Below are 22,206 nucleotides of genomic sequence, written 5' to 3'. Positions count from 1 at the left end.
GGTCAGCCCCCCGTCCGGAAGCGCGCGGTGCTGCCGTCGGTCAGTGCGACCGTCAGCACCCCGTCACCGTCCAGCTGTACGCCGGTCACCGCGGGGCCCGCCGAAGCCGCCTGATACACCGAGGCGAAGGTGATCCGGTCGGCCTCCGCGGTGAAGTCGACCCGGGTACGCACGCGCTGCGGATCGTCGGCCGGACCGGGACCGGGCCGGGTGACCGGACGCACCGGCCGCCCCGGGGTGTGGGTGTGCCAGCCGTGCAGGGTCTCGTCGCCGTACCAGGTGGTGCGCACCGGACCCGCCGCCTGCAGCTGGATGTCCAGCGCGACGCCGGGGCGCAGCTGTGCGGAGAACCGCCGTGTGTCCTCGGCGCTCACGGTCAGCAGATCGACCAGGAAGCTGTCGCCGAGCACGAGCCGGCGCACCGCACGCACACCCTCGTACGCGGTGGTCACCCCGGCGGTGACGGACGAACCGTCCGAGTCCAGCAGCTGCCCGGCGCACTCGGCCTGTTCCACGCCGTCTGCCCGGAACGCGGGGTGCGCCTCCGCCGACGCGTACAGATCACGGAACTCGGCGTGTGCGTAGGGCACTTGACCGGGATCGGGCTGCCACGGGGTGGTGTCCCCGTACAGGTAGAGGGACAGCTTGTCGCGGTGTCCGTGCGAGCCGCCGTGCGGGCCGAAGTCCAGCAGTGCGTGGACGCCCGCGTGGTGGAGCACCGCGTATCCGGCTGTCGGGAACACGGTCACCGGGCCCGGCGCCGGCCGCTCCGGCAACGCGGGCCCCGCGAACCAGCCCCCCAGCTCGCGGTCGAGCCCGTCGTCGTGCGCGCCGAGCTCCTCGCGGGCCCGGCCGGCCACCGCTTCGAGGGCGGGGGAGGGGACCAACTGTTGGACGAGGGCGACCAGTTCGAGCCACTCCAGGGCGAGCGGACCGCGCAGATACGGGCCGTCGTGCAGCGCGGGCAGGATGCCGCCCGGCGTGGCGATCGCCGCCAGGACATCCGTCATGCCGGCCAGCACGTCCATCACATCGGACGGAACGGCCGCGGGGTCGCTGCCCCGCAGCGCGAGCAGCGCGGCCCGCAGCACGAACCCGTGGTAGTAGGTGCTGCCTTCCCACTCCCAGCCGTCGTCGGCGACCGCGACCCGCAGATGGGCGTACAGCCCGTGGTCGCCCTCCAGCCACCGCTTTCCACCGTCCCACTCCCGGCCACGCGCCGCGGCGGCGGCCCGGCTCGTCGCCACGCCGGCGGCGTTGAGCCACGCGGTGTAGTTGGAGGCGAGACGGCCCTGACCGGTGAGCACGTCCCGGGCGTCGAGCGCCGCCTGCTCCAGGTCGTCGAGGAGCGGCAGCACCGCCGCCAGGTGTTCCGTGGAGTCCTCGGCGAGCGTGATCACGGTGTGCCCGATGGTGACCGCCCAGATGGCGTCGGTCAGCGCCTGGTGGAAGAGGCGGCCGCGGAGCATCCAGGTCTGCGCCTCGCCGTGCCGCTCGGTGGCGAGCTCCGCGTACAGACCGGCGTACTCGACGAGCCGGGCCACGGCCTCCGCGCGCTCGCCCCGGTGGGCGAGCACCCGCAGGTGCCGCGCCCACGCCTGGTGCGACAGCACCAGCCAGGCACCGCGCACCGCCTCGTCGTCCACCCGGCAGCCGTACGCGCAGCGCGCACCGCCCGCCGGGAAGACCCCGGCAAGCAGATCACCGTGGTCGAGCTCCACGCCGTGCGCCGGGCAGACGTACGCGTGCCACCAGCCGCCGCGCTCCCGGGCGATCCTCCTCAACGCGGCCACACTCCACCGTCGATGTCCACCGTGGTGGCGGTGAGGAACCCGGACGACGGCGACGCCAGATGGACGACCGCGGCGGCGACGTCCTGCGGGGTGCCGGCCCGGCCGACCGGGATGCCCGCCTCCATCGCCTGTTGTGCCTCGGGCGCCGTGAACGTGTCGTGGAAGGCGGTGCCCTTGATGAAGCCGGGTGCGACGGAGTTGACCGTGATGCCGGTGCCGCCGAGCTCCTTGGCCAGGCCCTTGGTGAAGCCGCGGATCCCGGCCTTGGCCGCCGCGTAGGCGACCGAACCGGGGCCCCCGCCGTTGTGCGCGGCCAGCGAGGACATGGTGATGATGCGTCCGGCCGCCGAGTTCGTCAGGTGCGGCAGCGCGGCCCGCACGGTGCGGAACGTCGACGTCAGATTGGTGGAGAGCACCTGCTCGAAGTGGTCGTCGGACATCTCGGCGATCGTGGCCCGGCCGATCAGATGGCCCGCGTTGCAGACCAGGACGTCCAGACCACCGAGGAAGCCGGTCGCCTCCTCGACGAGCCGGTCCACCTCGGCGGTCACGGTGGCGTCCGCCTTGAACGCCTTCGCCCTGCGGCCGAGTGCCTCGATGGCGGAGACCGTCTTCGCGGCCTCGTCGGCGGAGGAGTGGTAGTGGACGGCGACATCGGCGCCGGCCTCGGCAAGAGCGACGGCGATGGCGCGGCCGATTCCGTGGCCCGCCCCTGTCACCAGCGCGCGAGAGCCATTGAGATCAGCAGACATGGAGTGGAAACCTTTCGATAGCCGGCCGCTCGGACCGGAACCGGTCACTTGAGACCGGCGGTTGCGAAGCCCTGCACGAAATAGCGCTGGCCGATGAGGAAGAGGACGACCATGGGAAGGGTGGCCAGGGTGGTGCCGGCCATCAGGAAGTGCCACTGGGGGCCGTTCTCCGTCTTGAAGACGGAGAGTCCGACCTGGATCACCCGCAGGCTGTCCGTACGGGTCACCAGCAGCGGCCAGAGGAAGTTGTTCCACGACGCCTCGAAGGTCAGCAGCGCCACCGTGGTGAGCGCGGGCTTGACCTGCGGCGTCATGATCCGGGCGTAGATCCTGAACTCGCCCAGACCGTCGAGCCTGGCCGCCTCCTCCAGCTCCACCGGGAGATCGAGATAGAACTGGCGGAAGAGGAAGACGGCGAACGGGGTGACGGCACCGGGAACGATGAGCGCCCACCAGGAGTCGAGCCAGCCGCTGCCGCCCTGGCCGAAGATGTCGTTCCCGCCGGCCAGCGGCATGAAGCGGACGATCAGGAACTCGGGCAGCACCTTGGTGTACGTCGGGATCATCAACGCGGCGATGAAGAGGTAGAAGATGGCCTCGCTGCCGCGGAACCTGATCCGTGCCAGCGCGTACCCGGCCATCGACGCCACCACCACGTTGATCGCGGTGTGACTGAACGCGATGATGAAGCTGTTGCGCGCGTATGTCGCGAACGGTGCAGCCTTCAGCGCGTCGAGGTAGTTCCCGAACTCCCAGTGTTGCGGGAGGATTCCGGCATCCTGCGAGGCGATCTCGACCGGAGTCTTGAGCGAGGTGAGCACCATCCAGACGAACGGCGCCACCATCAGCAGCGAGACGACGGCGAGTGTCAGATGGAGCGCGATCCGGCCGGCGGACAGCGGTCTGGCGTCGGCCCGGCGCCGGGCCCTCTTCGCAATTCCCGGCCTCTGCAGCTCAGTTGTGGCCACGGGTGCCTCCCATGATCCGCCGGTTGACCAGGGTGAAACCCATCAGCAGCACGAACAGCACCAGTGACTGCGCGCAGGCGTAGCCGACACGGAACTCCCGGAAGGCGGATTTGTAGATCTCGAACGTCATCATCGTGGTGCTGTTGGCCGGGCCGCCGTCGGTCAGGATGTAGATCTGGTCGAACGCCTGGAACGCGCTGATCATCGACGTGATGAGCACGAAGAACGTCGCGGGCTTCAGCAGCGGCAGGGTGATCGAGAAGAACTGCCGCACCTTGGACGCGCCGTCCACCGAAGCGGCTTCGTACAGCTCTTTCGGCAGGGACTGCAGCGCGGCCAGATAGATGAGCATCTTCATGCCAATGCCCTGCCAGATGCCGACCAGGATCACTGACGGCATCGCCCACGAGGTCGAGGCGAGCCAGGCCGGACCGTCGATCCCGAGGAACGACAGGAGTGTGTTCAGCAGCCCGTTGCCCGGGTTGTAGATCCACAGCCAGACCAGTGCGATCGCGACGGTCGCCGTGACCTGCGGCAGGAAGACCGCGGTACGGAAGATGCCCCGCGCCTTGAGACCCGTGTGCAACGCCAGGGCCACGAGCAGCCCCAGCATCATGCCGAACGGGACGGTGAAGAAGGTGTAGACGACGGTGTTGACGACGGACTTGCGGAAGACCGCGTCGCCCATCATCTCCCGGAAGTTGTCCAGGCCCACGAACTGCGGCGCCGTCAGCACGTCGTACTTGGTGAAGGCCAGAACCACCGACGCGACGACCGGCAGGCCGATCCAGAGCGAGGCGTGCAGCAGCGCGGGCGCCACCATGAGCATGCCGGCGCGTTGCCTGCGGCGCCCCGGTCCCGTCGGTGTGCGACCGGTGCGCTTCTTCGCGACCGGGTGCCCGGCCGGGGACGGAGGCGGCGCGGGCCGTGCTTTCCATGCGGATGTCGCTCCCACAGTGACGGGTCCTTACATCCGGCCGATGGCGGCCTCGGCGAGCCGGCCGAGTTCCGCGATGGCGTCCTTCGCGGACTGGTTGCCCACGATCGCGGGCTCCAGCGTGGGCTTGATCTTTTCGCGGATCTCCATCCAGGCGGCGGTGCCGCCTTCGGAGCACGCGTCACCCATGCTCTGCAGGGAGAGGTCGACGAACTTGTTCTCCTTCACATAGCCGGTGTCGCTGAGGTCCTTCAGTCCGGGCACCGAACCGCGCTGCTTGACCGCTCCGAGGATCGACTCCGGCGAGGCGAGGTATTCGACGAGTGCGCGGGCCGCCGCGGGATGCTTCGAACTCGCGGACTGGGTGACGAGGGTGCCGCCCTGGAGCATCGCGGGCCTGCGGTTGGCGAGGACGAACGCCCCGAGTTTGTCGTCCTTGATCAGGTCCGGTGCCTGGTCGCCGACCTGCTTCCACAACGCGCTGCTCGTCATCATCATCGACGCCTTGCCGGTCTGCACATTGGTCGGGGCGCCGAGTTCCGTCTTCTTGGCGTAGGAGGCGGAGCCGTCCTTGACGAGGTCCTTGAAGAACTGCAGCGCCTCGACCCCGCGGGCATCGGTGAACAGCACCTTCTTGCCGTCCGCGCTGAACAACTGGCCTCCGTTGGCGAAGAGGAAGGCCTCCCAGCACTGGCGCAGTTCGATGGAGAACGGGTCGAACCCGATCCGGCCGTCCCTGGTCAGCTGCTTGGCCACGGCACGCAGTTCGGCCCAGTTCGCCGGGGTCTTCTTGATCCCGGCTTCGGCGAAGTGGTCCTTGCGGTAGACGACGATGCGGGTGTCCAGGACGACCGGCAGGGCGTACAGCTTGCCGTCGTACCGGGACGGCTCCAGCACCCGCTTCTCGTAGTCGTGCGCGGTGGCGAACTTCTCGGGCAGCTCGGCGATCGCCTTCTTCGCGGCGAACGGCGGGATCCAGCCCACCCCCATCATCAGCACATCGGGCAGCAGCCCGCCCGCGAGGCCTGTAGTGATCTTCTCGTTGAGCTGCGCGTACGTGGTGTAGTCCACGTTCACCTTGACGTCCGGGTACTTCTTCCGGAACCCGCCGAGGATCTCCTTCTCCAGCAGCGTCTTGCCGTCGGCGCCTTCGTAGATCGGGGTGAGCAGTGTGATCTCACCTTCGGCGGGGCCGTTGGCGGAGCCGGCCGCCGAAGTGCCGGTACCGCACCCGCTGAGGGCGGCGGCAGCGGTGCCGGCGCCGATGGCGGCAAGCAGCGACCGTCTTTTGAGTTCCATGGGACACCCCTTTTGAGGTGGAGGCTGTGGATCGATCCAGCGATGGCATCCCGGCCATGGCTGAGAAGCGCTGGTAAATCGATGCACTGATGCTAGGAACGCCGTCAGAGAGACGTCAACAGCTGAGGCGCATGAATTTTCGGCGATGTTAACGGGTGTACCGGTCAACAGAGTTCAGTAAATCGATACACTGATAGGGTCAGACTGGTTCCGAACCGGAGGTGGCATGAGCGGGGTAACGATCCATCAGGTCGCGGAGGCCGCGGGGGTCTCCGCGAGCACGGTGTCCAACGTCCTCAACGGGCGTACGGACCGTATGCAGGCGGCCACGCTGGCCCGCGTGGAGCAGGTGATCGAGCAGCTCGGCTACCGGCCCAACCGAGCGGCCCGGATGCTGCGCACCGGCCGCATCAAGGTCATCGGTCTCATCGTGCCGTCCGTCGCCAACCCCTTCTGGGGGGCGCTCGCCCGCGAGCTGGAGGCCATCGCGCTCGCCGAGGGCTATCACGTACTGCTCTGCAACAGCGAGCGTGATCCGGCCCGTGAGCTCAAGTACGGCGAGGAACTGCTCGCGGACGGGGTCAGCGGCGTGGTGCTCTGCTCCTCGCTCCCCTCGCTCGACCATGTGACGCCGCTGCTCAGCCGCGGACTGAAGATGGTCGCCTTCGACCGCACTGCGCAGGCGGGCGACCCGCCGTCGCTGGCCTCCATCAGTGTCGACAACGCGATGGGTGCGGAGCTCGCCACCCGCCATCTGGTCGAACTCGGCCACCGGAGGCTGGCGTTCGTCTCCGGCTCGGTCAACAGCGTCAACCGCCGCGAGCGGTTGCGCGGCTTCCGGGCCGCCCTGGAGGCGGCGGGCCTCGACCCGGCCGACGCGATTGTGTGGCCCGGCGCCGACACCGCGGAGTTCGGCGACAAGGACGCCGCCGAACTGGGGCGGAACGCGGCCAGGGAGCTCCTCGGGGGTCCGCGCCCGCCCACCGCGTTCGTCGCCATCAACGACATGTGTGCGATCGGGATCTGCCGGGGAGCCAAGGACGCCGGACGCAGCGCGGGGCAGGACGTCTCCGTGGTCGGCTTCGACGACATCCTCCTCGCCGACCTCTTCGAACCGCCGCTCACCACGGTCCGCCAGCCGCTGCCGGAGATGGCCGCGGAGACGTTCCAGCAGCTGCGGGCCCGCATCGACTCGGCCCCCGCGGCGGGACGGTCTCTGCTCATCCGGCCGAGGCTGGTCGTACGGGAGTCGACGGCCCCGGCACCGACGCCGGCCGACGGGCTGAGCGTAGCCGGGCAGCGGGTGGCGGGCCGGGCGTAGCCGGGTGGCCTAGGGGTGCCGATGTTCCGGGTCCCGACGCCGGGCCCCCGCCCCCGCCGTGCTGGTGTGCGGTGGGGCGTGCCGCGGCCGTGCCGCGTACGGGGAGTCGCCCTTCCGCGGCGGCACGCGGGGTGTCCTGGGAGCGGTTCGCAGGAGGCGTTGCGCTCAGTACCACTTTCTAAGAGGTCGTAGGCGGCCAGCGCGCGCATGACCGGCCGGCCGCGCATGAACCTGGCTCCACTCATCAGGCCCCTTGGAATCGATCGTCCAGGGAACCGGGAGGCGCTCTACTGGCGGACCGCCGAGATCAGTCCGCCGGGCCCCTCCTCGTGCTGCGGCGGGGTGCTGATCGGGCGGCCGTAGCCGGCAGCGCGCTCGCGCAGGGTGTGGCTGCCGGCCTCCCAGCCGTGCCCGGCCAGCCAGCCCACCGGGTCGTCGGGCATCTCCGAGACCCACATGGACGCCGCCGATCCCGGCACGGCGTCCGCGCCGAAGCGCTCGATCACGCCGCGCGAGCCCAACGTCAGCCCCATCCGACTGCCTGCCGCCGACTGCGCGCCGATCCGGGCCAGCAGCAGCTCCACCGCGTCCTCGGGCAGATAGATCAGCAGTCCTTCGGCGATCCACACGGTCGGCACCGCCGGGTCGTGCCCTGCGGCGGCCAGCGCGCCTGGCCAGTCCTCACGCAGATCCACCGCGACGGTGATCCGCTCGCAGCGTGCGACGGCCCGCTCCTGGCGCAGCACCGAAGCCTTGAAGTCCAGTGGCGCGGCGGTGTCGACCTCGAACAGCCGGGTGCCCTCGGGCCAGTCCATCCGGAAGGCCCGGCTGTCCATGCCGGCGCCGAGCAGCACGACCTGCCGGACCCCGGACGCGGAGGCCTGCTGCAACAGGTCGTCGAGGAACTTCGTCCTGATGACGATGGAGAACGCCACGCCCAGCCGGCGGCGTTGCGCGGCCTCGTCACCGGGCAGCGGCGGCGAGGAGGGCCCCAGGCCGCCGGCGGTGGCGAAGGCCTGTGCCAGTGGGTCGCGGAACAGCGCGTTCTCCCGCTCGGTCTCCCGCGCCCGCACCCTGGCCACCCCCACCGCCGTGGCCCACACTCCCGACGGCTGCACCCGCTCCTGCTCATCAGTCACCGCGCCAGCCTAAGGGTTGTCCCGTAAATGATCTACGGGACGCCTCCCTCCACCGCGACCTCGCCTCACTCACCCCGCGCGAACTGGAGGTCTTCGGCCTGCCGGCCCGAGGACTGAACAACGCCGAACTCGCCACCCGCCTCCACCTCGCCGAGGCGACCGTCAAGACGCACGTCGCCCGTATCCTCATCCTCGCCAAGCTCGGACTCCGTGACTGTGTCCAGGCCGTCATCGTCGCCTACGAGACCGGGCGCCTGGGTGTGGACCATCGGCAGTTGCGGCGGTTCATGACGTCCTCGACCTGGCCGGTGGATACGGTTTGTGCCAGGTTGGCCCGGCGGGCGGTGGCGGTGGTGAGGCCGGTGATGGCCTGGTCGTATCGGCCGGCCTGCCGATGGGCTTTCCCACAGGACCTGGCCGCGTGGGACCGGCTGATTGTCCCGTCAGGTGTCCTGTCGGCGCAGTACCAGGTAGCCGCTGATCAGGGCGGCGGCCGTCCAGGCCAGCAGGATGGCGAGAGCCGCCCCCGATCCGTAACCGGGTCCGTAGCGTCCGTCGTTGGCCGGCCCGGCGATGTGCATCAGCTCCAGGCCGGCCTGGTCGGGCAGATACCGCAGGACGGGCTTCAGAGCGGGGATGTTGCCGAGCCCCTGGGAGCCGAGGAACAACAGCGGGAGCAGGATGCCCATCGAGATCGCCGAACTGCGCACGACGGTCGCGATCCCCATGGAGAAGGCGCAGATCAGGGTCAGGTAGACGACGGCCCCGGCGAGCGCGGCCGGCACTCCGTCCGCGGTGAGGTCGGTTCCGTACGGGCCGAGCGCCGCCTGTGCCGCGACGAACGTGATGAGGACGATCACCGTCGAGGCGGTGAGGGCCGTCAGAGTGCCGACCAGCACCTTGGCGCCGTAGAACAGACCACGTCCCGGCACCGCGGCCAGCGAGGTCCGGATCGATCCGGACGAGTACTCGGCACCGACGAGCAGGACACTGAGCACGACGAGGGCGAGCTGCCCGAGGGTCACGCTGTACAGGGCGGCGACCAGCGGATCGAAGTTGACGACGTGCTCGATGTCGTTGCGCCAGTTGGACGCGACGAGCGTGCCGATGCCTGTGCTGAGCACGAAAGCCAGCAGCAAGGTGTAGGCGGTCGAGCGCACGGTCCACACCTTGGTCCATTCGGCGGCGAGCACCGCCCGGGGCGAGTTGCTGGTCATCGCTGTGCTCCTCCCGGCTGCTCCGCCCGGTACTCGACCGCGTCGGCGGTCAGCCGCATGAACGCCTCTTCCAGCGATGCGTGACTCCGTGCCACCTCGTGCACCGGCACCGCGTGGGCCGCGACCAGTTCACCGATCCGCTCCGGGCCGGCGGCCGCACTCAGGCTCCCGTCCGCGCATTCGGTGACCTCGATCCCGGCGCCGGCCAGCACGTCGCGCAGCCGCTGCGGTTCCGGAGTGCGCACCCGCACCCCTGCTTCCGTGTGTTCGTCGACGAACGCGGTCATGCCGGTGTCCGCGAGGAGCCGGCCGCGGCCGATCACGACCAGATGATCGACGGTGAGTGCCGCCTCGCTCATCAGGTGACTGGAGATCAGCACGGTGCGCCCTTCGGCCGCCAGGTCCCGCAGGAGGCGCCGGATCCACAGGACGCCCTCCGGATCGAGCCCGTTGACCGGCTCGTCGAGCACCACGACGGCCGGTTCGCCGAGCAACGCCGCGGCGATTCCTAGTCGTTGGGCCATACCCAGCGAGAACGTCCCCATCCGTCGGCGCGCGGCGCCCGCCAGCCCGGCCAGCTCGATCACCTCGTGCACGCGGCGTGCCGGGATCCGGTTGCTCCGGGCCAGACACCGCAGATGGTTCAGTGCGGTCCGGCCGGGGTGCACGGCCCTGGTGTCGAGCAGAGCGCCCACCGTACGCAGCGGATCGCGCAGCTGTCGGTACGGTGCGCCGTCGATCCGCACCTCGCCGGCGGTCGGTCGGTCCAGGCCCAGCATCATGCGCATCGTGGAGGACTTTCCGGCGCCGTTGGGGCCGAGGAATCCGGTCACCAGGCCGGGCCGTACCCGGAAACTGAGCCCGTCCACCGCCGTGGTGTTCCCGTAACGCTTGGTCAGGTCGGTCGCTTCGATCATGTCGGCGATGTTCCGGGACGAGAGGCCGCTGCCACATCCGGCCCAGGGCCTACCGCCTTTCCTCCACCCACGGGTGGAGGGGGCCGGCATAGGAGCCTGTGCCTCCGCCCCTGGGAGGAGCGCCAGGTTCAACTGCCGGACGGAGGTGGCGGGCCCTGCGCCTGGATAGGGTCGAGAGGTGCGAGCAAGTACTACTGAGGTGGACCCGGACTATCATCCGATCCTGGCCCGGCGGCTGAGCCGACGCCAACACATCGCTCTGGACTGCGTGTTCGTATTCGTCTACGCGGCCGCGCTGTTGCTGACCGGCTCGACGGCCGATGCGCCGTCGTCCACGGCACCCTCCCCGGCCCCGGTGCCGTGGGAGCGGCTCGTACTCATCGCGGCGGCCACCGCGCCCGTCGCCGTGCGGCGGATCTGGCCGTTGCCCGTGTTCGTGTTCGTGCTGGCGGTGACCGTCGTCGCCGTAGTACGGGACGCCACCTGGGACCCGTTCCTGGCGGCGGCGTTCGCCATGTACACCGTCGCCCTCACGGTGCCGTCACACCGTTGGTGGCAGCGGTGGCTGCCCGGACTGGCGCTGGCGGCCCTGTCCCTGGCCGGTGCCGCCGGAGCGACGCACGCGGGCGACGCATACTGGTGGCGCGGCGGCCCAGGGCTGCTGCTGCTCGGCTTCACCGCGCTGCTCGGCGCCTGGCAGCTGGGACGGGCCGCGCGGCAGAGGCGCGCGTTCGCCATTCGGGCGGTGGAGCAGCTCGCGCAGCGAGCCGTCACGGAGGAACGCCTGCGGGTCGCCCGCGAACTGCACGACGTCGTCACCCACAGCATGGGCCTGATCGCGGTCCAGGCCGGAGTCGCCAACCATGTCCTGCACGTCAGACCGCAGGAGGCGCACGACGCGTTGCAGGTCATCGAACGCACGAGCCGTACCGCACTGAACGACATGCGCCGGATGCTCGGTGTGCTGCGCACCCCCGAGGGCGAGCGGCAGCCGGCCTCTCTCGGCCCGGTCCCCGGCGCTGCCGCACTTCCCGAACTCGTCGGGCAGGCCGGTGCGCAGCTGACGATGCGCGGTGTCGAGAACCTGCCCGACGGAGTCGCTCTGGTCGTCTACCGAATAGTCCAGGAGGCGCTCACCAACGTCGCCAAGCACGCCGTCCCGGACTCCCGTTGCCAGGTGGAGGTCGTCGCGAACGGCCGCGACGTCAGGATCGACATCACCGACGACGGCGGAGGCCGGGCGCCCCTGACGAAGACGACCGGCGGCCATGGCATCGTCGGCATGCGCGAGCGCGTCGCCATGTACGGCGGGACCCTCACCACCGGACCGCGTCCGGAGGGCGGCTTCGCGGTGCACGCGTCCCTGCCGTACGAGGAGAGCACATGACCAGGCCCGCCGGCTCGCCCGCTGTTCCGTCCGGAGATCCGGTCCGGGTCCTGATCGCCGACGATCAGGCCCTGCTGCGCGGCAGCCTCCGCGTGCTCGTCGATGCCGAACCCGGCCTGGTGACCACATCGGAGGCGGCGAACGGGACGGAGGCGGTGCGCTGCGCCCGGCAGGACCCGCCGGACGTGATCCTGATGGACGTACGGATGCCCGGGATGGACGGCATCGAGGCGACCCGGCAGATCTGCGGTTCTCCCGGCACGGCGAACGTCAAGGTGCTGATGCTGACGATGTTCGACCTGGACGAGTACGTCTATGCCGCGCTGCGGGCCGGCGCGAGCGGCTTCCTGCTCAAGGACACGCCGCCCGGCGAACTGATCGCGGCGATTCGGGTCGTGGCCGGAGGCGATGCGCTGCTGGCACCGGCCGTGACGCGGCGCCTGATCGCGGAATTCGCGCATCGCCCACAGCCCTCGCAATCACTGCCGCACACCCTGGACGGTGTGACCGGGCGCCAGCGCGAAGTCCTCACCCTCATCGCCCGCGGCCTGTCCAACACCGAGATCGCCGAACGGCTGTACCTCGGCATCGCCACCGTGAAGACCCACGTCGGCCATTTGCTCACCAAGCTCGACTGCCGCGACCGCGCGCAGTTGGTGATCGTCGCGTACGAGAGCGGCCTGGTCACGGTAGTACGCCCACCGGCGATCGGTCCTTGAAGACCGCCTTCCGGCACCGCGGCCGGAGGCCTGACCCGGCCACGGACGATGTGGGCCCCGAAGAGGTGCGGGTTGTGTTCCGGCATTCCGATCACCACAGCACCGCACGATGCGGCATCAATCGCAGACCACGGACCGCAGACCACAGACCACGGACTGTGTCTGCTGCCCACCGGACACGGTCTCACCGCTCGCTACCAGGCCGCTCGTTATGGCCGGCGAGCACCTCGGCCAGGACATCGGCAGGAAGGCCCGCCCACCGGATCAGTTTCTCCGACGCCATTTGCCAACGTGACAGTGCCACCTTCGGTGAGAGGTCGTGGAGCACGCTGACGTCGGTGAACGTGCGGGGCAGGGACGGATTCGGCGGATGGGGACCCATGACACACATGAACTGACAAGCCGTCAGGCGCTCCGTTCCCCTTCCAGGGTTGGGGAACGCCGTCAGCCCATCGGGTACTACGTCGCCGGCCACACCCGGAAGCGATGCTCCGTCTGTGGCAGGCCCCCTACCGTTTGCGCGGAACGCCACCCACCGCGATGTCACGCCGGATCTCGATGACGTCGGCGTCGGCGAGATTCATGTCCGTCGCGAACTGAGCTTGTCCTCTATGGTCTGACCTGGTCACGTTTGGCGATGCTCTCGGGCCGCCTGACCTTTTTGCCCACGTCGTAGCGGGTGGCGGGGTGTCGGTCCTTCGAGCCGAGGGGCCTGCTGGGGCCAGGCCGGTTGGGTTTCGGCGCGCGGGCCGGACAGGGCAGGTCGGGGCGGAGGTTCCTGAACCCCCGGCGGACCCGGGCGGGGATGAGTCGGCCGGGCTCGGCCCGCTTCTCCCAAGGGCGGCGGAGGTCCGCGGCCAGCGGGCGGGCGAGGCGGAGTTGGGTGTGGGCGGCGACGACCAGCCAGGTCCAGCGGTCCACCGCCGCAGGAGCGCGGAGCTTCGGGCGGACCCAGCCCAGCGTCTGCATGATCATCCGGAAGGTGTGCTCAGGGTCGAACCTGCGCAATTGTGGTCGATCCATGCGGAGCGGGTGGTGAGACGAGGATGGATGCGGTCCCAGGCCATCGCGCGAGCGGTGCCACAGCGGGTCGGTGACCTGCACCGTCGCGGCATCGGGCTCGCCCCAGGTGTCGGGCTTGGCGAAGCGGAACTCCTTGCCGTGCCTCGGCGGTCGTCCGCCCTGCGGCGGTGAGGTCCACGGCACCGGGACGGGCTTGCGCATCACGCGGTCCGTGCGCATCCGCCCGAGGACCTCCACCGGCAGTCCTTCCAGCAGATGGGCCATGCGCGGGGCGTCGTAGCCGGCGTCGAAGACGATCGGGATGTCGCGGTCGCCTGCCTGCCAACGGCCCATGTCGATGAGGTCCCCGACCGCACGGCGGACCCGGGCCGCGGTAACCTCGGCGACATTGTCGGTCGGCCCGAGCCGCAGCGCGTCCAGGATCTGGCACCACGAGGTCCGGCCCGACTCCAGCGCGGCGACGAACGAGTACGGCCGGCCGGGCATGAACTGGTCCGACGAGCGTCCGCTACGGCCGTAGACCTGGCAGAACGGTCCGCACTGGTCGGCGCGCCCGGCCGGAGCCAGTGGGTGACGTCCACTGCCAAGACCAGGCGCCCGTACGCGGCCTTGGGCTGCGGAAGCCCGGCCAGCACCTGCCGAAGCCGCGCCACATCGACGTTCCCGCTGTTCAGCGCGTCGTACATCGCGCCGTGCCCGCGCCGGTGCTCGGCCGTCAGGGTGAGGTCCACCGGCGTGGTCACCGGCCCATCCGCGCACAGCAACGCGTCGGTCAGCTCGAACAGTGCGCCCCCGCGCACAGGCAGGCAGTCGAAGAAGTCGTCCCGGAAGTGTGACGCCCCCGCGAATGGTTCCCGCCGGACATCGTGATGCAGCAGACCCATCCCTCACAGCCTTCGTACTGGTCACGTGCCTCTTTGGTCGGAGCACAGGATCAGGCGGAGGCCGTGTTCACGTCCCCGCAATCTCCGTTCGAGCGATCACGTTCGGGGCATCGTTCGAGGCCAGGGGTGTACTCGAGCGCCGCAGTCGGGCCAACCTGGGCACGCTTGTCCGCAAGCGCGCGTGCCTGGGCTATCCAGGGATGGCGCCGGGGTCGACGCCGGTCAGGTCACAGCTTGCGTCCCACAACCGCGCCGCGACGGAGGTGTCGGCAAGGTGGTTCCATATCGGTTCACGTCGGGGCTCGCCGCGCAGGCCGAAGACGCGCGGTCCCCACAGCTGGCCTCCATGCACGGCCGGGTCGAGCACCGCCCGGACCGCGGGCCATGCGCCGGCATGCTTGCCCTGGACGAGGAGAGCCGCAGGCGCCGCGCTCAGCCGTGCGCTGATGGTTCTCACATGAACCGGCGGCCGTGACGGCGTGAGGGAGTCCAGCGCGCCGCCGGGATGGACCACCGCGCTCGTCACCGTGCTGCCGACAGCGCGCAGGCGGCGGTCGAGTTCGAGACCGAAATACATCTGCGCCAACTTGGAACGTCCGTAGGTGCGCTTGGGCTGGAAGTCATTCCAGGACTGCAGGTCGTCCAGGTCGAGCCGCTCCGACTTCGCTGCGAAGCTGCCCATGGTCACAACGCGAGCCGCCGGCGCAGCCGACAGCAGCGGCATCAGCCACTGGGTCAACGCGAAGTGCCCGAGGTGGTTCGTGCCGAACATGAGCTCGTGACCGTCCTCGGTCTCCCTGCGCGGCGGGTCGTCAAGCGCGACGCCAGCGTTGTGGACCACCGCGTCGAGGCGTTCAACCTCCAGTGATTTCACCGCCGTTTGCAGCGAACCGAGGTCGGCGAGGTCCAGCCGTACGGACCGCACCCGCGCACCAGCAACGCGCGCACGGATCGAGGCCGTGGCGACCTCGGCCTTCGCAGGATTCCGGCTGCCGAGTACGACGGTCGCTCCGGCTTCCGACAACTGCTCCGCGACGAAGTACCCGATGCCGGCGTTGCCGCCGGTGACCAGGAAGATGCTGCCGTCGGCACGTGGCAGCCGTTGGACATTCCAGGGCGGGGTGGAGGATGCGGACGACATGGCGACGGGACTCCCTTGCTGTTGAAGGCGGCTGTGGCTGCTCTGCCGGCAGCTCGACACCCACGGTTTCAGCGGCCGCCGACACATCGCCTATGGATCAACGACAGTCCCGCCAGACGGCCGATATCCCACCGACACAGTGCTGGCTCATCACGCACCGTGCCGGTGAACGTCACGTTGGCCAACCGGAGCACTCGAAGGCCGACTGGGACGCTCAGCCACCAGAGGTTAAAAGACAAGCTCAGGGGTGGGCGAGTTCGAGGACGGTGATGCCGCGGGGACGACCGCGTCGGCGGTGAGGCGCAGACGGCCGAAGCGCTCATGGAAGAGGAGCGTGGCGATCAGTGCCGCGATCAGGATGCTCGTTTCCCGCAGGGCGGCGACGGTCGCCAGGTCGCCGTGGGCCTGGGCCGAGATGACGAGGCCGTAGGCGAGCAACGAGATGGCGCCGCCCGTCAGGCCGATCCCGCAGACCGGCTTGAGCTGGGCGAACAGGGGGCGGCCGCGTCGGGCGAGTGCCAGCAGCGGCAGGACGGGGCCCTGGCACAGGAAGAGCCACGCGATGTAGTCGATCACGGTCTGGGACCGGTGGACCCCCGTACCGGCTCGGCGCTCACGTACGGGCCAAGCTGCCGGAGCTCCGCGAGACCGAGGCCCGTGTCGCGCAGGTGATCCTCGACCAGGGGGCCGACCTCGTCGGGCTCAGCGTCTGTGACGTCGCCGCCCTGGCCGGCACCGCGCCGTCATCGGTCGTCCGCGCCTGCCAGCGCCTCGGCTTCCGCGGCTACCAGGAATTGAAGATCGCGGCAGCCCGCCAGGGCCCCACCCGCGCACCGGCACCGGACCCCCGCGACGACCCGGCCGCCCGCGCCCTGGCCGACACGATCCATGCCTCCCGCGAAGCCCTCGACGACCTCGCCACCACGCTGACCGCCGACCGGCCGCTCGCCGCGGCCGCCGCGCCCCGCGTCGTGGTCACGGCGGGGGGCCTCTCCGCCGACGTCACCGCCGACCACTCCTACTGACCTGGCCGTCGACGTGACATGCGAGGGCGCGGCGATCGGGTTTCGCCGCGCCCTCGCGTCTTCGTCCGGTACCGGACGGGTCAGGAGGCGGTGCAGGCGCCGATCGTGGATGCGGAGGCGTTGCCGTTGGTCATGACGGTGAACCCGCAGGTCGTCGATGCCCCGGCTGCCAGGCTGCCGTTGCCGTTCGGCCTCAACGGCAACGCGTGTCGCGGCATGTGGATATTACGAAAGATCTACGAAAGTAGGTCCGGTGCGCCGGTCGGCTTCGATGGCATCCGGGAGTAGGTCGGCCCGAGGCGGTTGCTGTCATGTGCCGCAGTCGCACGGTCTTGCATGGCAGATGAGGCACTGAACCATCGAAATATTTCGGAATGTGACCACGCGGCGGCGTGTGGTCCCTCCGGTGGCATCGCTTGTCGCAGTGAGCGAGGTCGACCGGACGCCGATCCAGGACGTTACAGATCGCCTCACGAATCGATGGTCTGAAACGAGGCCGGGTCGAAGGCTGCGGTGCGAGGGGCGCGTCGCAGGGCGGGAAATGTGCAGCCTATGGCTTGCTTCATCATCGAGTTCAGTCGTTATTGATCCGTAATGAGCGTTACGGTATGGCGAAAACATGCATCACGTGTAACGTGCGGGCATCCGGTCGGCGGTGAACCAGCCGCACGGCAGTTCCGCGAGAGGGGTTTGTGTTGCACACCCGCCCAGTCCGCCGCGCAGCAGCGGCCACCGCACTGTTGATCGCATCCGCCACAGCGCTGTCCGCATGCGGAAAAGACGGCGCCTCCGATGGTGCCGGCGCTCCCGCGGGCGATGTCGCCGTCGCGGGTGTGCACGTCACCCGCGACGCGGAACTCCACGCCTCCCTGCCCGCGGCCGTCAGGTCCGGCGGCACGGTCCGGGTGGCCACCGACGTACCGTATGCGCCGTTCGTCATGTTCAAGACCGAGGGGCAGCCCGAGCTCACCGGGCTGGACTACGACCTCGGCCAGGCGCTCGGCGCCAAGCTGGGAGTGCGATTCGCCTTCACCGCCCAGAAGTTCGACGGCATCGTGCCCGCCATCCAGGCCGGAAAGTTCGACGCCGTCATGTCGGCCATGACCGACACCAAGGAACGCCAGCGGGTCCTGGACTTCGTGGACTACTCCGTATCGGGCTCGGGAATCCTCGTGGTCAAGGGAAACCCGGACCGGATCGCACGGCTCGACGATCTCTGCGGCAAGAAGGTCGCCACCCAGGCGGCCAGCCACCAGCTGGAGGTGCTGAAGAGGCACCAGTCCACGTGTGCAGAAGCAGGCAGGAACGCGGTCTCCATCCAGACGTTCCCCAAGGATTCCGACGCCCAACTCGCCCTGCGCTCGGGGAAGGTGGCCGCCGATCTGGTGACGAAGCCCGGCGCCGGCTGGACGGCGAAGACCGCCGACGGCGGCCGCGCCTTCGAGGCCGTCGAGGACCCCGCCGCAGGCGGTGGCTACGAGGCGACCCCCAACGGCATCGGTGTCAGCAAACGGCTTCCCGGGCTGACCGACGCGATCCAGAAGGCCCTTCAGGCACTCGTCGACGACGGCACACTCGGCAAGATCTGCGACAAGTACGGCGCCGCCTCCATCGCGGTGAAGCAGGCCACCAAGAACGCGGCGGTGTCCTGACATGGCCGCCCTCACACCCGCCGGGGCCGTACGCGGCGCCCAGGCCCCCGCACCGCCTGCCGAGGCGGGCCTCACCGTCGTACCGATCCGCCACTGGGGCCGATGGCTGGCCGCCGCGGCTGCCCTCACCGCCCTCGTCGGCCTGATCGGTTCCCTCGCCGGCAACGAGAACCTGCACTGGGACATCGTCGGGCACTACGTCTTCGCCGACCTCGTCTTCGACGGCCTGGCCACCACCCTGTGGCTCACCGCGGCAGCCATGGCCGTCGGCCTCGGGCTGGGTGTTCTCGTAGCCGTGATGCGCCTGTCGTCCAACCCCGTACTCCGCGCCCTGGCCAACGCGTTCGTCTCGGTCTTCCGCGGCACCCCGCTCCTGGTCCAGATCATCTTCTGGGGGTATGCGGGCGCCCTCTACAAACACATCCTCATCGGCATCCCGTTCACCCACATCACCTTCCTGGACATGGACACCAACGCGGTGCTCACCCCCGCGGTCGCCGCCCTCCTGGCACTGGGACTCAACGAGGCGGCGTACGCGAGCGAGATCGTCCGCGCGGGAATCCAGTCCGTCGACGCGGGACAGGCGGAGGCCGCCCAGTCGCTCGGCATGCGACCGGCGCTCACCACCCGGCGCATCGTGCTGCCCCAGGCCATGCGGGTCATCATCCCTCCGCTGGGCAACGAGACGATCAACATGCTCAAGATGACCGCTCTGGTCTCGGTGATCTCCGCCCACGACCTGATGTCCAACATCCAGGACGTGTACGCCCAGAACTACCAGGTCATCCCCATGCTGGTGGTCGCCAGCATCTGGTACCTGATCCTCGTCACGGCCCTGGGCCTGCCGCAGTCCTGGCTGGAGCGCCGCTACGGCCGCGGCACGGCACCCGCCGCCCCCGCCCCCGGGCCGCTGCGACGCCTCGTCGCGGGCGCCGCACTCCGGACCTCCCGGACCGGCCCCGCCCCATCGACCGACACGAAGGGCTGAGAGTGGAAACGCCGATGGTGCACGCCGAGGGCGTGCGCAAACACTTCGGGAAGGTCTCCGTGCTCCGGGGCATCGACCTGACCGTCGAACGCGGCCGCGTCTGCTGCCTGTTGGGCCCCTCCGGCTCCGGGAAGTCCACGTTCCTGCGCTGCATCAACCATCTGGAGAAGATCGACGGAGGCAGCCTTTCCGTCGACGGCGCCCCGGTCGGCTACCGGCAGCAGGGCAACCGGCTGTACGAGCTGAAGGAACGCGAGATCGCCCGCGCCCGCCGCGACATCGGGATGGTGTTCCAGCGGTTCAATCTGTTCCCGCACATGACAGCGCTGGAGAACGTCATGGAGGCACCCGTGAAGGTCGCGGGCGCCACCAGGGCCGAGGCACGCGCCGACGCCCTGCGGCTGCTGGAACGGGTCGGCCTCGCCGACCGTGCCGAACGCTATCCGGCCCAGCTCTCCGGCGGCCAGCAGCAACGCGTCGCGATCGCCAGAGCGCTCGCCATGAAGCCCAAACTGATGCTCTTCGACGAACCGACGTCGGCCCTGGACCCCGAACTGGTCGGGGAAGTGCTCGACGTGATGCGGCAGTTGGCCGCGGAAGGGATGACGATGGTCGTCGTCACACACGAGATCGGATTCGCCCGGGAGGTCGCGGACACAGCCGTCTTCATGGACGGCGGTGTCGTGGTCGAGGCCGGCGACCCCCGCCAGGTGCTCGGCGATCCCCAGCAGGAACGCACCCGCACCTTCCTGTCGAAGGTCCTGTGATGCCCGAAGTACGGCAGCGGGGCACGGCGGCCCTGCTGCTCCCCGACGCCCTCGCCCTCCAGCCCCGCTACCTGGCGGACCTGGAGCATCTGGTGTCCATCGACTCCGGCTCGTACAGCCCGCAAGGAGTCGATCGCATCGCGGACTGGACCGTGCGGCGCCTGACCGGCCTGGGTTTCGAGGTGGACCGGTCGCCCGTCATAGCCCCGGGCCACGACACGCGCTTCGGTGACCTGGTCGTGGGGCGGCTGTGCGGCCGGCTCCCCGTCGAACAGGGCGGACGGCGCATCCTGCTCGCCGGACACATGGACACCGTCTTCGACGACGGGACGGCGGCGCGGCGCCCCTTCACCCGCAACGGCCGGCTCGCCCACGGCCCCGGAGTCAGCGACGACAAGGGCGGCCTGCTGGCCGGCCTCACCGCCGTGGAGATCCTGGTGCGCCGCGGGATGACGGACTTCGCGGAGATCGTCTTCCTCGCCACCCCCGACGAGGAGATCGGCTCCCCGGCCAGCCGCCGGGTGACCGCGGAGCTCGCCGGGGCCGTCGACTACGGGCTGGGCCTGGAGTGCGCCCGGGAGAACGGCGACCTCGTCATCGCCCGCAAGGGGGTGGCGGACTTCCTGATCACCGTCACAGGACGGGCCGCCCACGCCGGCATCGAACCGGAACGCGGGGCGAACGCCGCACTGGCCGCTGCTCATCTGCTCATCGCCTGCCAGGAGATGAACGGGCGCTGGGGCGACGTCACGATCAATGTGGGGATGGTCCGGGCGGGCAGCCGTATCAACATCGTCTGTCCCGAGGCCGAGTTGCACGTGGAGGTGCGGTCCTCGACCCAGTCGGGCATCCAGCAGGCCAGGCAGGCCATCGTCGTGGCCGCCGCCCAGCTGTCCGTACCGGGCACCACGGCCACCGTGCGGCAGACGGAAGCGTGCCCGGCGATGGAGGACGCCCCGGCGGCGCGCGCCGTGTTCGCCCGCGCCCGGGAGGCCGGGGCGGAGCTCGGCCTCGACCTGGGCGCCGCTGCCACCGGGGGCGTCGGCGACGCCAACACCATCGCCGGAGCCGGGGTGCCGACGCTCGACGGCCTCGGCCCGGTCGGCGGCGGTGACCACAGCCCGCAGGAGTGGCTGGACGTGACGACGGTCCCGCACCGGGTTGCCCTGCTCGCGGCGCTGATCACGGCCCTCGGCCGGGACGACGGCTGACCCGGACATCCGGAGCACGCCGCCGGTCCGCGTAATCTGAACCCCTTCAGAAAGGTGGCGCTGGCCCATGTCCTCACTCGCCGAAGAGATCCGGCAACGGTTCGGTGACCTCAGCCCCGCCGAACGCAAGGTGGCCCGGGTGCTGCTCGCCGGCTACCCGTCGGCCGGTTTCGAGACGGTGGCCACGCTCGCCGAACGCGCCGCGGTGAGCGCGCCCACGGTGATCCGTTTCGTCAACCGGCTCGGCTACAAGGGGTTCCCCGATTTCCAGGCGGCGCTGCGGGGGGAGCTGGAGGAACGCAGTGCCTCACCTCTGCAGCTCTACAGCTCACGGGGATACGGCGCCGTACCGGACGAGGAGGGCCGGGACACCGCGCACCCCGGAGGCGGACAGGACGTGTTCAGCTCCGAGGTCGCGCGTACGCTGCGGGAACTGCCGCCCCACGACGTGCAGGCGGCGATCTCGCTGCTCTGCCACCCCAAGCGCCGCATCATCCTGGCCGGTGGCCGGTTCACGCATCTGCTGGCGCAGTACCTGGGGCTGCACCTCATGCAGATTCGCGGCGACGTGGTCATCCTGCCGGACCGTGACGTCGAGCGGACCGCCGTCCTGGCGGGTCTCGGGCGGCAGGACGTCCTCGTGGTCTTCGACTACCGGCGCTACGAACCGGACAAGATCGTCATCGCCGAGATGGCCGCGCAGTGCGGGAGCAAGGTCGTCCTGTTCACCGACGCCTGGCTCTCGCCGGTGACCAGCCTCGCCGACGTCGTCCTGCCCAGCCATGTCGCCGCGCCTTCGCCGTACGACAGCATGGTCCCGACGCTCGCCACCGTCGAGACGGTGCTCGCCGGGGTGCTCAGGCAGCTCGGAGAGGAGGGGCGCGACCACTTGGCGCACAGCGAGGACGTGTCCCGCCGGGCCGGCATCCAGCCGGACGACTCCGGGCCGGTCTGAGACGGTGGCGTACCCGGTGCGCCGCCGGGTACGCGCCCGCACGCTCAGACGGTGCGGCGCCGCCCGTTCCCTCCGTGGGTGACGCGCCGTGCGACTGCCCGTGCCGGGGGA

At 70.1% G+C, this 22,206-nt stretch carries 20 protein-coding genes and 2 pseudogenes; 11 read left to right on the top strand and 11 right to left on the bottom strand.

Features of this window, described 5'->3' with window-relative positions; all coding sequences use genetic code 11:
* Positions 1-2: 2 nt before the first annotated feature.
* The 5 genes from ACFVT1_RS14070 to ACFVT1_RS14050 are packed head-to-tail and all read right to left on the bottom strand — an operon-like array spanning position 3 to position 5,749.
* Positions 3-1,793 (bottom strand): heparinase II/III family protein, encoded by a 1,791-nt coding sequence (locus tag ACFVT1_RS14070; protein WP_389794941.1) that lies wholly within the window; start codon positions 1,791-1,793, stop codon positions 3-5.
* On the bottom strand, positions 1,781-2,545 hold the full coding sequence (locus ACFVT1_RS14065; RefSeq protein ID WP_389794939.1) for an SDR family NAD(P)-dependent oxidoreductase: 765 nt from the start codon (positions 2,543-2,545) through the stop codon (positions 1,781-1,783). The genes ACFVT1_RS14070 and ACFVT1_RS14065 overlap by 13 nt, the downstream gene beginning before the upstream one ends.
* A gap of 44 nt (positions 2,546-2,589) precedes the next feature.
* A complete protein-coding gene (locus ACFVT1_RS14060) occupies positions 2,590-3,513 on the bottom strand; it encodes a carbohydrate ABC transporter permease (RefSeq protein ID WP_389794937.1) in 924 nt (307 codons plus the stop codon).
* Entirely contained in the window at positions 3,500-4,468 is a 969-nt protein-coding gene (locus ACFVT1_RS14055) for a carbohydrate ABC transporter permease (protein WP_389794935.1), read from the bottom strand. Before ACFVT1_RS14055 ends, ACFVT1_RS14060 begins: the two co-directional genes overlap by 14 nt.
* A gap of 12 nt (positions 4,469-4,480) precedes the next feature.
* Positions 4,481-5,749: an ABC transporter substrate-binding protein gene (locus tag ACFVT1_RS14050; protein ID WP_389794933.1), complete on the bottom strand. Its 1,269-nt coding sequence runs from the start codon at positions 5,747-5,749 to the stop codon at positions 4,481-4,483.
* A gap of 226 nt (positions 5,750-5,975) precedes the next feature.
* Between ACFVT1_RS14050 and ACFVT1_RS14045 the strand changes: the two genes are divergently transcribed.
* Positions 5,976-7,070 (top strand): LacI family DNA-binding transcriptional regulator, encoded by a 1,095-nt coding sequence (locus ACFVT1_RS14045; protein ID WP_389794931.1) that lies wholly within the window; start codon positions 5,976-5,978, stop codon positions 7,068-7,070.
* 287 nt (positions 7,071-7,357) lie between these two features.
* Here the strand turns inward: ACFVT1_RS14045 and ACFVT1_RS14040 are convergent, their stop codons facing one another.
* Complete coding sequence (locus ACFVT1_RS14040; protein ID WP_389795468.1) at positions 7,358-8,173, bottom strand: class I SAM-dependent methyltransferase; 816 nt, start codon at positions 8,171-8,173, stop codon at positions 7,358-7,360.
* Between the two features lie 77 nt (positions 8,174-8,250).
* Between ACFVT1_RS14040 and ACFVT1_RS14035 the strand changes: the two are divergent.
* Positions 8,251-8,472: pseudogene (locus tag ACFVT1_RS14035) on the top strand (response regulator transcription factor); the annotation flags it as partial.
* 180 nt (positions 8,473-8,652) lie between these two features.
* Here ACFVT1_RS14035 and ACFVT1_RS14030 read toward each other — a convergent pair.
* Together ACFVT1_RS14030 and ACFVT1_RS14025 are read right to left on the bottom strand one after the other, a co-directional pair.
* Positions 8,653-9,426, bottom strand: coding sequence for an ABC transporter permease subunit (locus ACFVT1_RS14030; RefSeq protein WP_389794930.1), 774 nt, complete (start codon positions 9,424-9,426; stop codon positions 8,653-8,655).
* Positions 9,423-10,343, bottom strand: coding sequence for an ATP-binding cassette domain-containing protein (locus ACFVT1_RS14025; RefSeq protein WP_389794928.1), 921 nt, complete (start codon positions 10,341-10,343; stop codon positions 9,423-9,425). The genes ACFVT1_RS14030 and ACFVT1_RS14025 overlap by 4 nt, the downstream gene beginning before the upstream one ends.
* A 178-nt stretch (positions 10,344-10,521) precedes the next feature.
* Here ACFVT1_RS14025 and ACFVT1_RS14020 point away from each other — a divergent pair, with 178 nt between their 5' ends.
* Positions 10,522-11,730 carry a sensor histidine kinase gene (locus ACFVT1_RS14020; protein WP_389794926.1) on the top strand — a complete coding sequence of 403 codons (1,209 nt, stop codon included), beginning with the start codon at positions 10,522-10,524 and terminating at the stop codon, positions 11,728-11,730.
* Positions 11,727-12,449 carry a response regulator gene (locus ACFVT1_RS14015; protein WP_389794924.1) on the top strand — a complete coding sequence of 241 codons (723 nt, stop codon included), beginning with the start codon at positions 11,727-11,729 and terminating at the stop codon, positions 12,447-12,449. Before ACFVT1_RS14020 ends, ACFVT1_RS14015 begins: the two co-directional genes overlap by 4 nt.
* Positions 12,450-13,058: 609 nt before the next feature.
* On the opposite strand, the pseudogene ACFVT1_RS14010 reads toward ACFVT1_RS14015, so the two are convergent.
* From ACFVT1_RS14010 to ACFVT1_RS14000, 3 genes and pseudogenes are all read right to left on the bottom strand, one after another.
* Positions 13,059-14,356, bottom strand: a pseudogene (locus ACFVT1_RS14010) (transposase).
* 190 nt (positions 14,357-14,546) lie between these two features.
* The gene (locus tag ACFVT1_RS14005; RefSeq protein WP_389794922.1) at positions 14,547-15,497 is read right to left on the bottom strand and encodes an SDR family NAD(P)-dependent oxidoreductase; all 951 of its coding nucleotides are present in this window, start codon (positions 15,495-15,497) and stop codon (positions 14,547-14,549) included.
* Positions 15,498-15,725: 228 nt separating this feature from the next.
* Entirely contained in the window at positions 15,726-16,073 is a 348-nt protein-coding gene (locus ACFVT1_RS14000; RefSeq protein ID WP_389794920.1) for an EamA family transporter, read from the bottom strand.
* On the opposite strand from ACFVT1_RS14000, the gene ACFVT1_RS13995 reads away from it, so the two are divergent.
* The 7 genes from ACFVT1_RS13995 to ACFVT1_RS13965 all read left to right on the top strand — a co-directional run bounded on the left by ACFVT1_RS13995 (position 16,013) and on the right by ACFVT1_RS13965 (position 22,095).
* Positions 16,013-16,522, top strand: a complete 510-nt coding sequence (locus tag ACFVT1_RS13995) for a MurR/RpiR family transcriptional regulator (RefSeq protein WP_389794918.1) — start codon at positions 16,013-16,015, stop codon at positions 16,520-16,522. The two genes, ACFVT1_RS14000 and ACFVT1_RS13995, sit on opposite strands and share 61 nt — an antisense overlap.
* Before the next feature lie 90 nt (positions 16,523-16,612).
* Positions 16,613-16,810, top strand: coding sequence for a hypothetical protein (locus tag ACFVT1_RS13990; RefSeq protein ID WP_389794916.1), 198 nt, complete (start codon positions 16,613-16,615; stop codon positions 16,808-16,810).
* A 407-nt stretch (positions 16,811-17,217) separates the two neighbouring features.
* Positions 17,218-18,174 (top strand): ABC transporter substrate-binding protein, encoded by a 957-nt coding sequence (locus ACFVT1_RS13985; protein ID WP_389794915.1) that lies wholly within the window; start codon positions 17,218-17,220, stop codon positions 18,172-18,174.
* A gap of 1 nt (position 18,175) precedes the next feature.
* Positions 18,176-19,162, top strand: coding sequence for an amino acid ABC transporter permease (locus ACFVT1_RS13980; protein ID WP_389794913.1), 987 nt, complete (start codon positions 18,176-18,178; stop codon positions 19,160-19,162).
* Positions 19,163-19,176: 14 nt separating this feature from the next.
* Positions 19,177-19,929, top strand: a complete 753-nt coding sequence (locus ACFVT1_RS13975) for an amino acid ABC transporter ATP-binding protein (RefSeq protein ID WP_389794912.1) — start codon at positions 19,177-19,179, stop codon at positions 19,927-19,929.
* Positions 19,929-21,140 (top strand): M20/M25/M40 family metallo-hydrolase, encoded by a 1,212-nt coding sequence (locus ACFVT1_RS13970; protein WP_389794910.1) that lies wholly within the window; start codon positions 19,929-19,931, stop codon positions 21,138-21,140. The genes ACFVT1_RS13975 and ACFVT1_RS13970 overlap by 1 nt, the downstream gene beginning before the upstream one ends.
* A gap of 67 nt (positions 21,141-21,207) precedes the next feature.
* On the top strand, positions 21,208-22,095 hold the full coding sequence (locus ACFVT1_RS13965) for a MurR/RpiR family transcriptional regulator (RefSeq protein WP_389794908.1): 888 nt from the start codon (positions 21,208-21,210) through the stop codon (positions 22,093-22,095).
* Positions 22,096-22,206 lie beyond the last annotated feature (111 nt).

It is taken from the genome of Streptomyces sp. NPDC057963 (assembly GCF_042887155.1).
Taxonomy (GTDB): domain Bacteria; phylum Actinomycetota; class Actinomycetes; order Streptomycetales; family Streptomycetaceae; genus Streptomyces.
The sequence above is the reverse complement of the archived record's forward strand: the minus strand, read 5'-3'. Positions and strand labels throughout refer to the sequence as shown.

Bases quoted from the DNA above. Each gene is read 5' to 3' on its own strand.
- ACFVT1_RS14065 (WP_389794939.1), bottom strand. From the start codon at position 2,545: ATGTCTGCTGATCTCAATGGCTCTCGCGCGCTGGTGACAGGGGCGGGC.
- ACFVT1_RS14050 (WP_389794933.1), bottom strand. From the start codon at position 5,749: ATGGAACTCAAAAGACGGTCGCTGCTTGCCGCCATCGGCGCCGGCACC.
- ACFVT1_RS14045 (WP_389794931.1), top strand. From the start codon at position 5,976: ATGAGCGGGGTAACGATCCATCAGGTCGCGGAGGCCGCGGGGGTCTCC.
- ACFVT1_RS14030 (WP_389794930.1), bottom strand. From the start codon at position 9,426: ATGACCAGCAACTCGCCCCGGGCGGTGCTCGCCGCCGAATGGACCAAG.
- ACFVT1_RS14025 (WP_389794928.1), bottom strand. From the start codon at position 10,343: ATGATCGAAGCGACCGACCTGACCAAGCGTTACGGGAACACCACGGCG.
- ACFVT1_RS14015 (WP_389794924.1), top strand. From the start codon at position 11,727: ATGACCAGGCCCGCCGGCTCGCCCGCTGTTCCGTCCGGAGATCCGGTC.
- ACFVT1_RS14005 (WP_389794922.1), bottom strand. From the start codon at position 15,497: ATGTCGTCCGCATCCTCCACCCCGCCCTGGAATGTCCAACGGCTGCCA.
- ACFVT1_RS13980 (WP_389794913.1), top strand. From the start codon at position 18,176: ATGGCCGCCCTCACACCCGCCGGGGCCGTACGCGGCGCCCAGGCCCCC.
- ACFVT1_RS13975 (WP_389794912.1), top strand. From the start codon at position 19,177: ATGGTGCACGCCGAGGGCGTGCGCAAACACTTCGGGAAGGTCTCCGTG.
- ACFVT1_RS13970 (WP_389794910.1), top strand. From the start codon at position 19,929: ATGCCCGAAGTACGGCAGCGGGGCACGGCGGCCCTGCTGCTCCCCGAC.
- ACFVT1_RS13965 (WP_389794908.1), top strand. From the start codon at position 21,208: ATGTCCTCACTCGCCGAAGAGATCCGGCAACGGTTCGGTGACCTCAGC.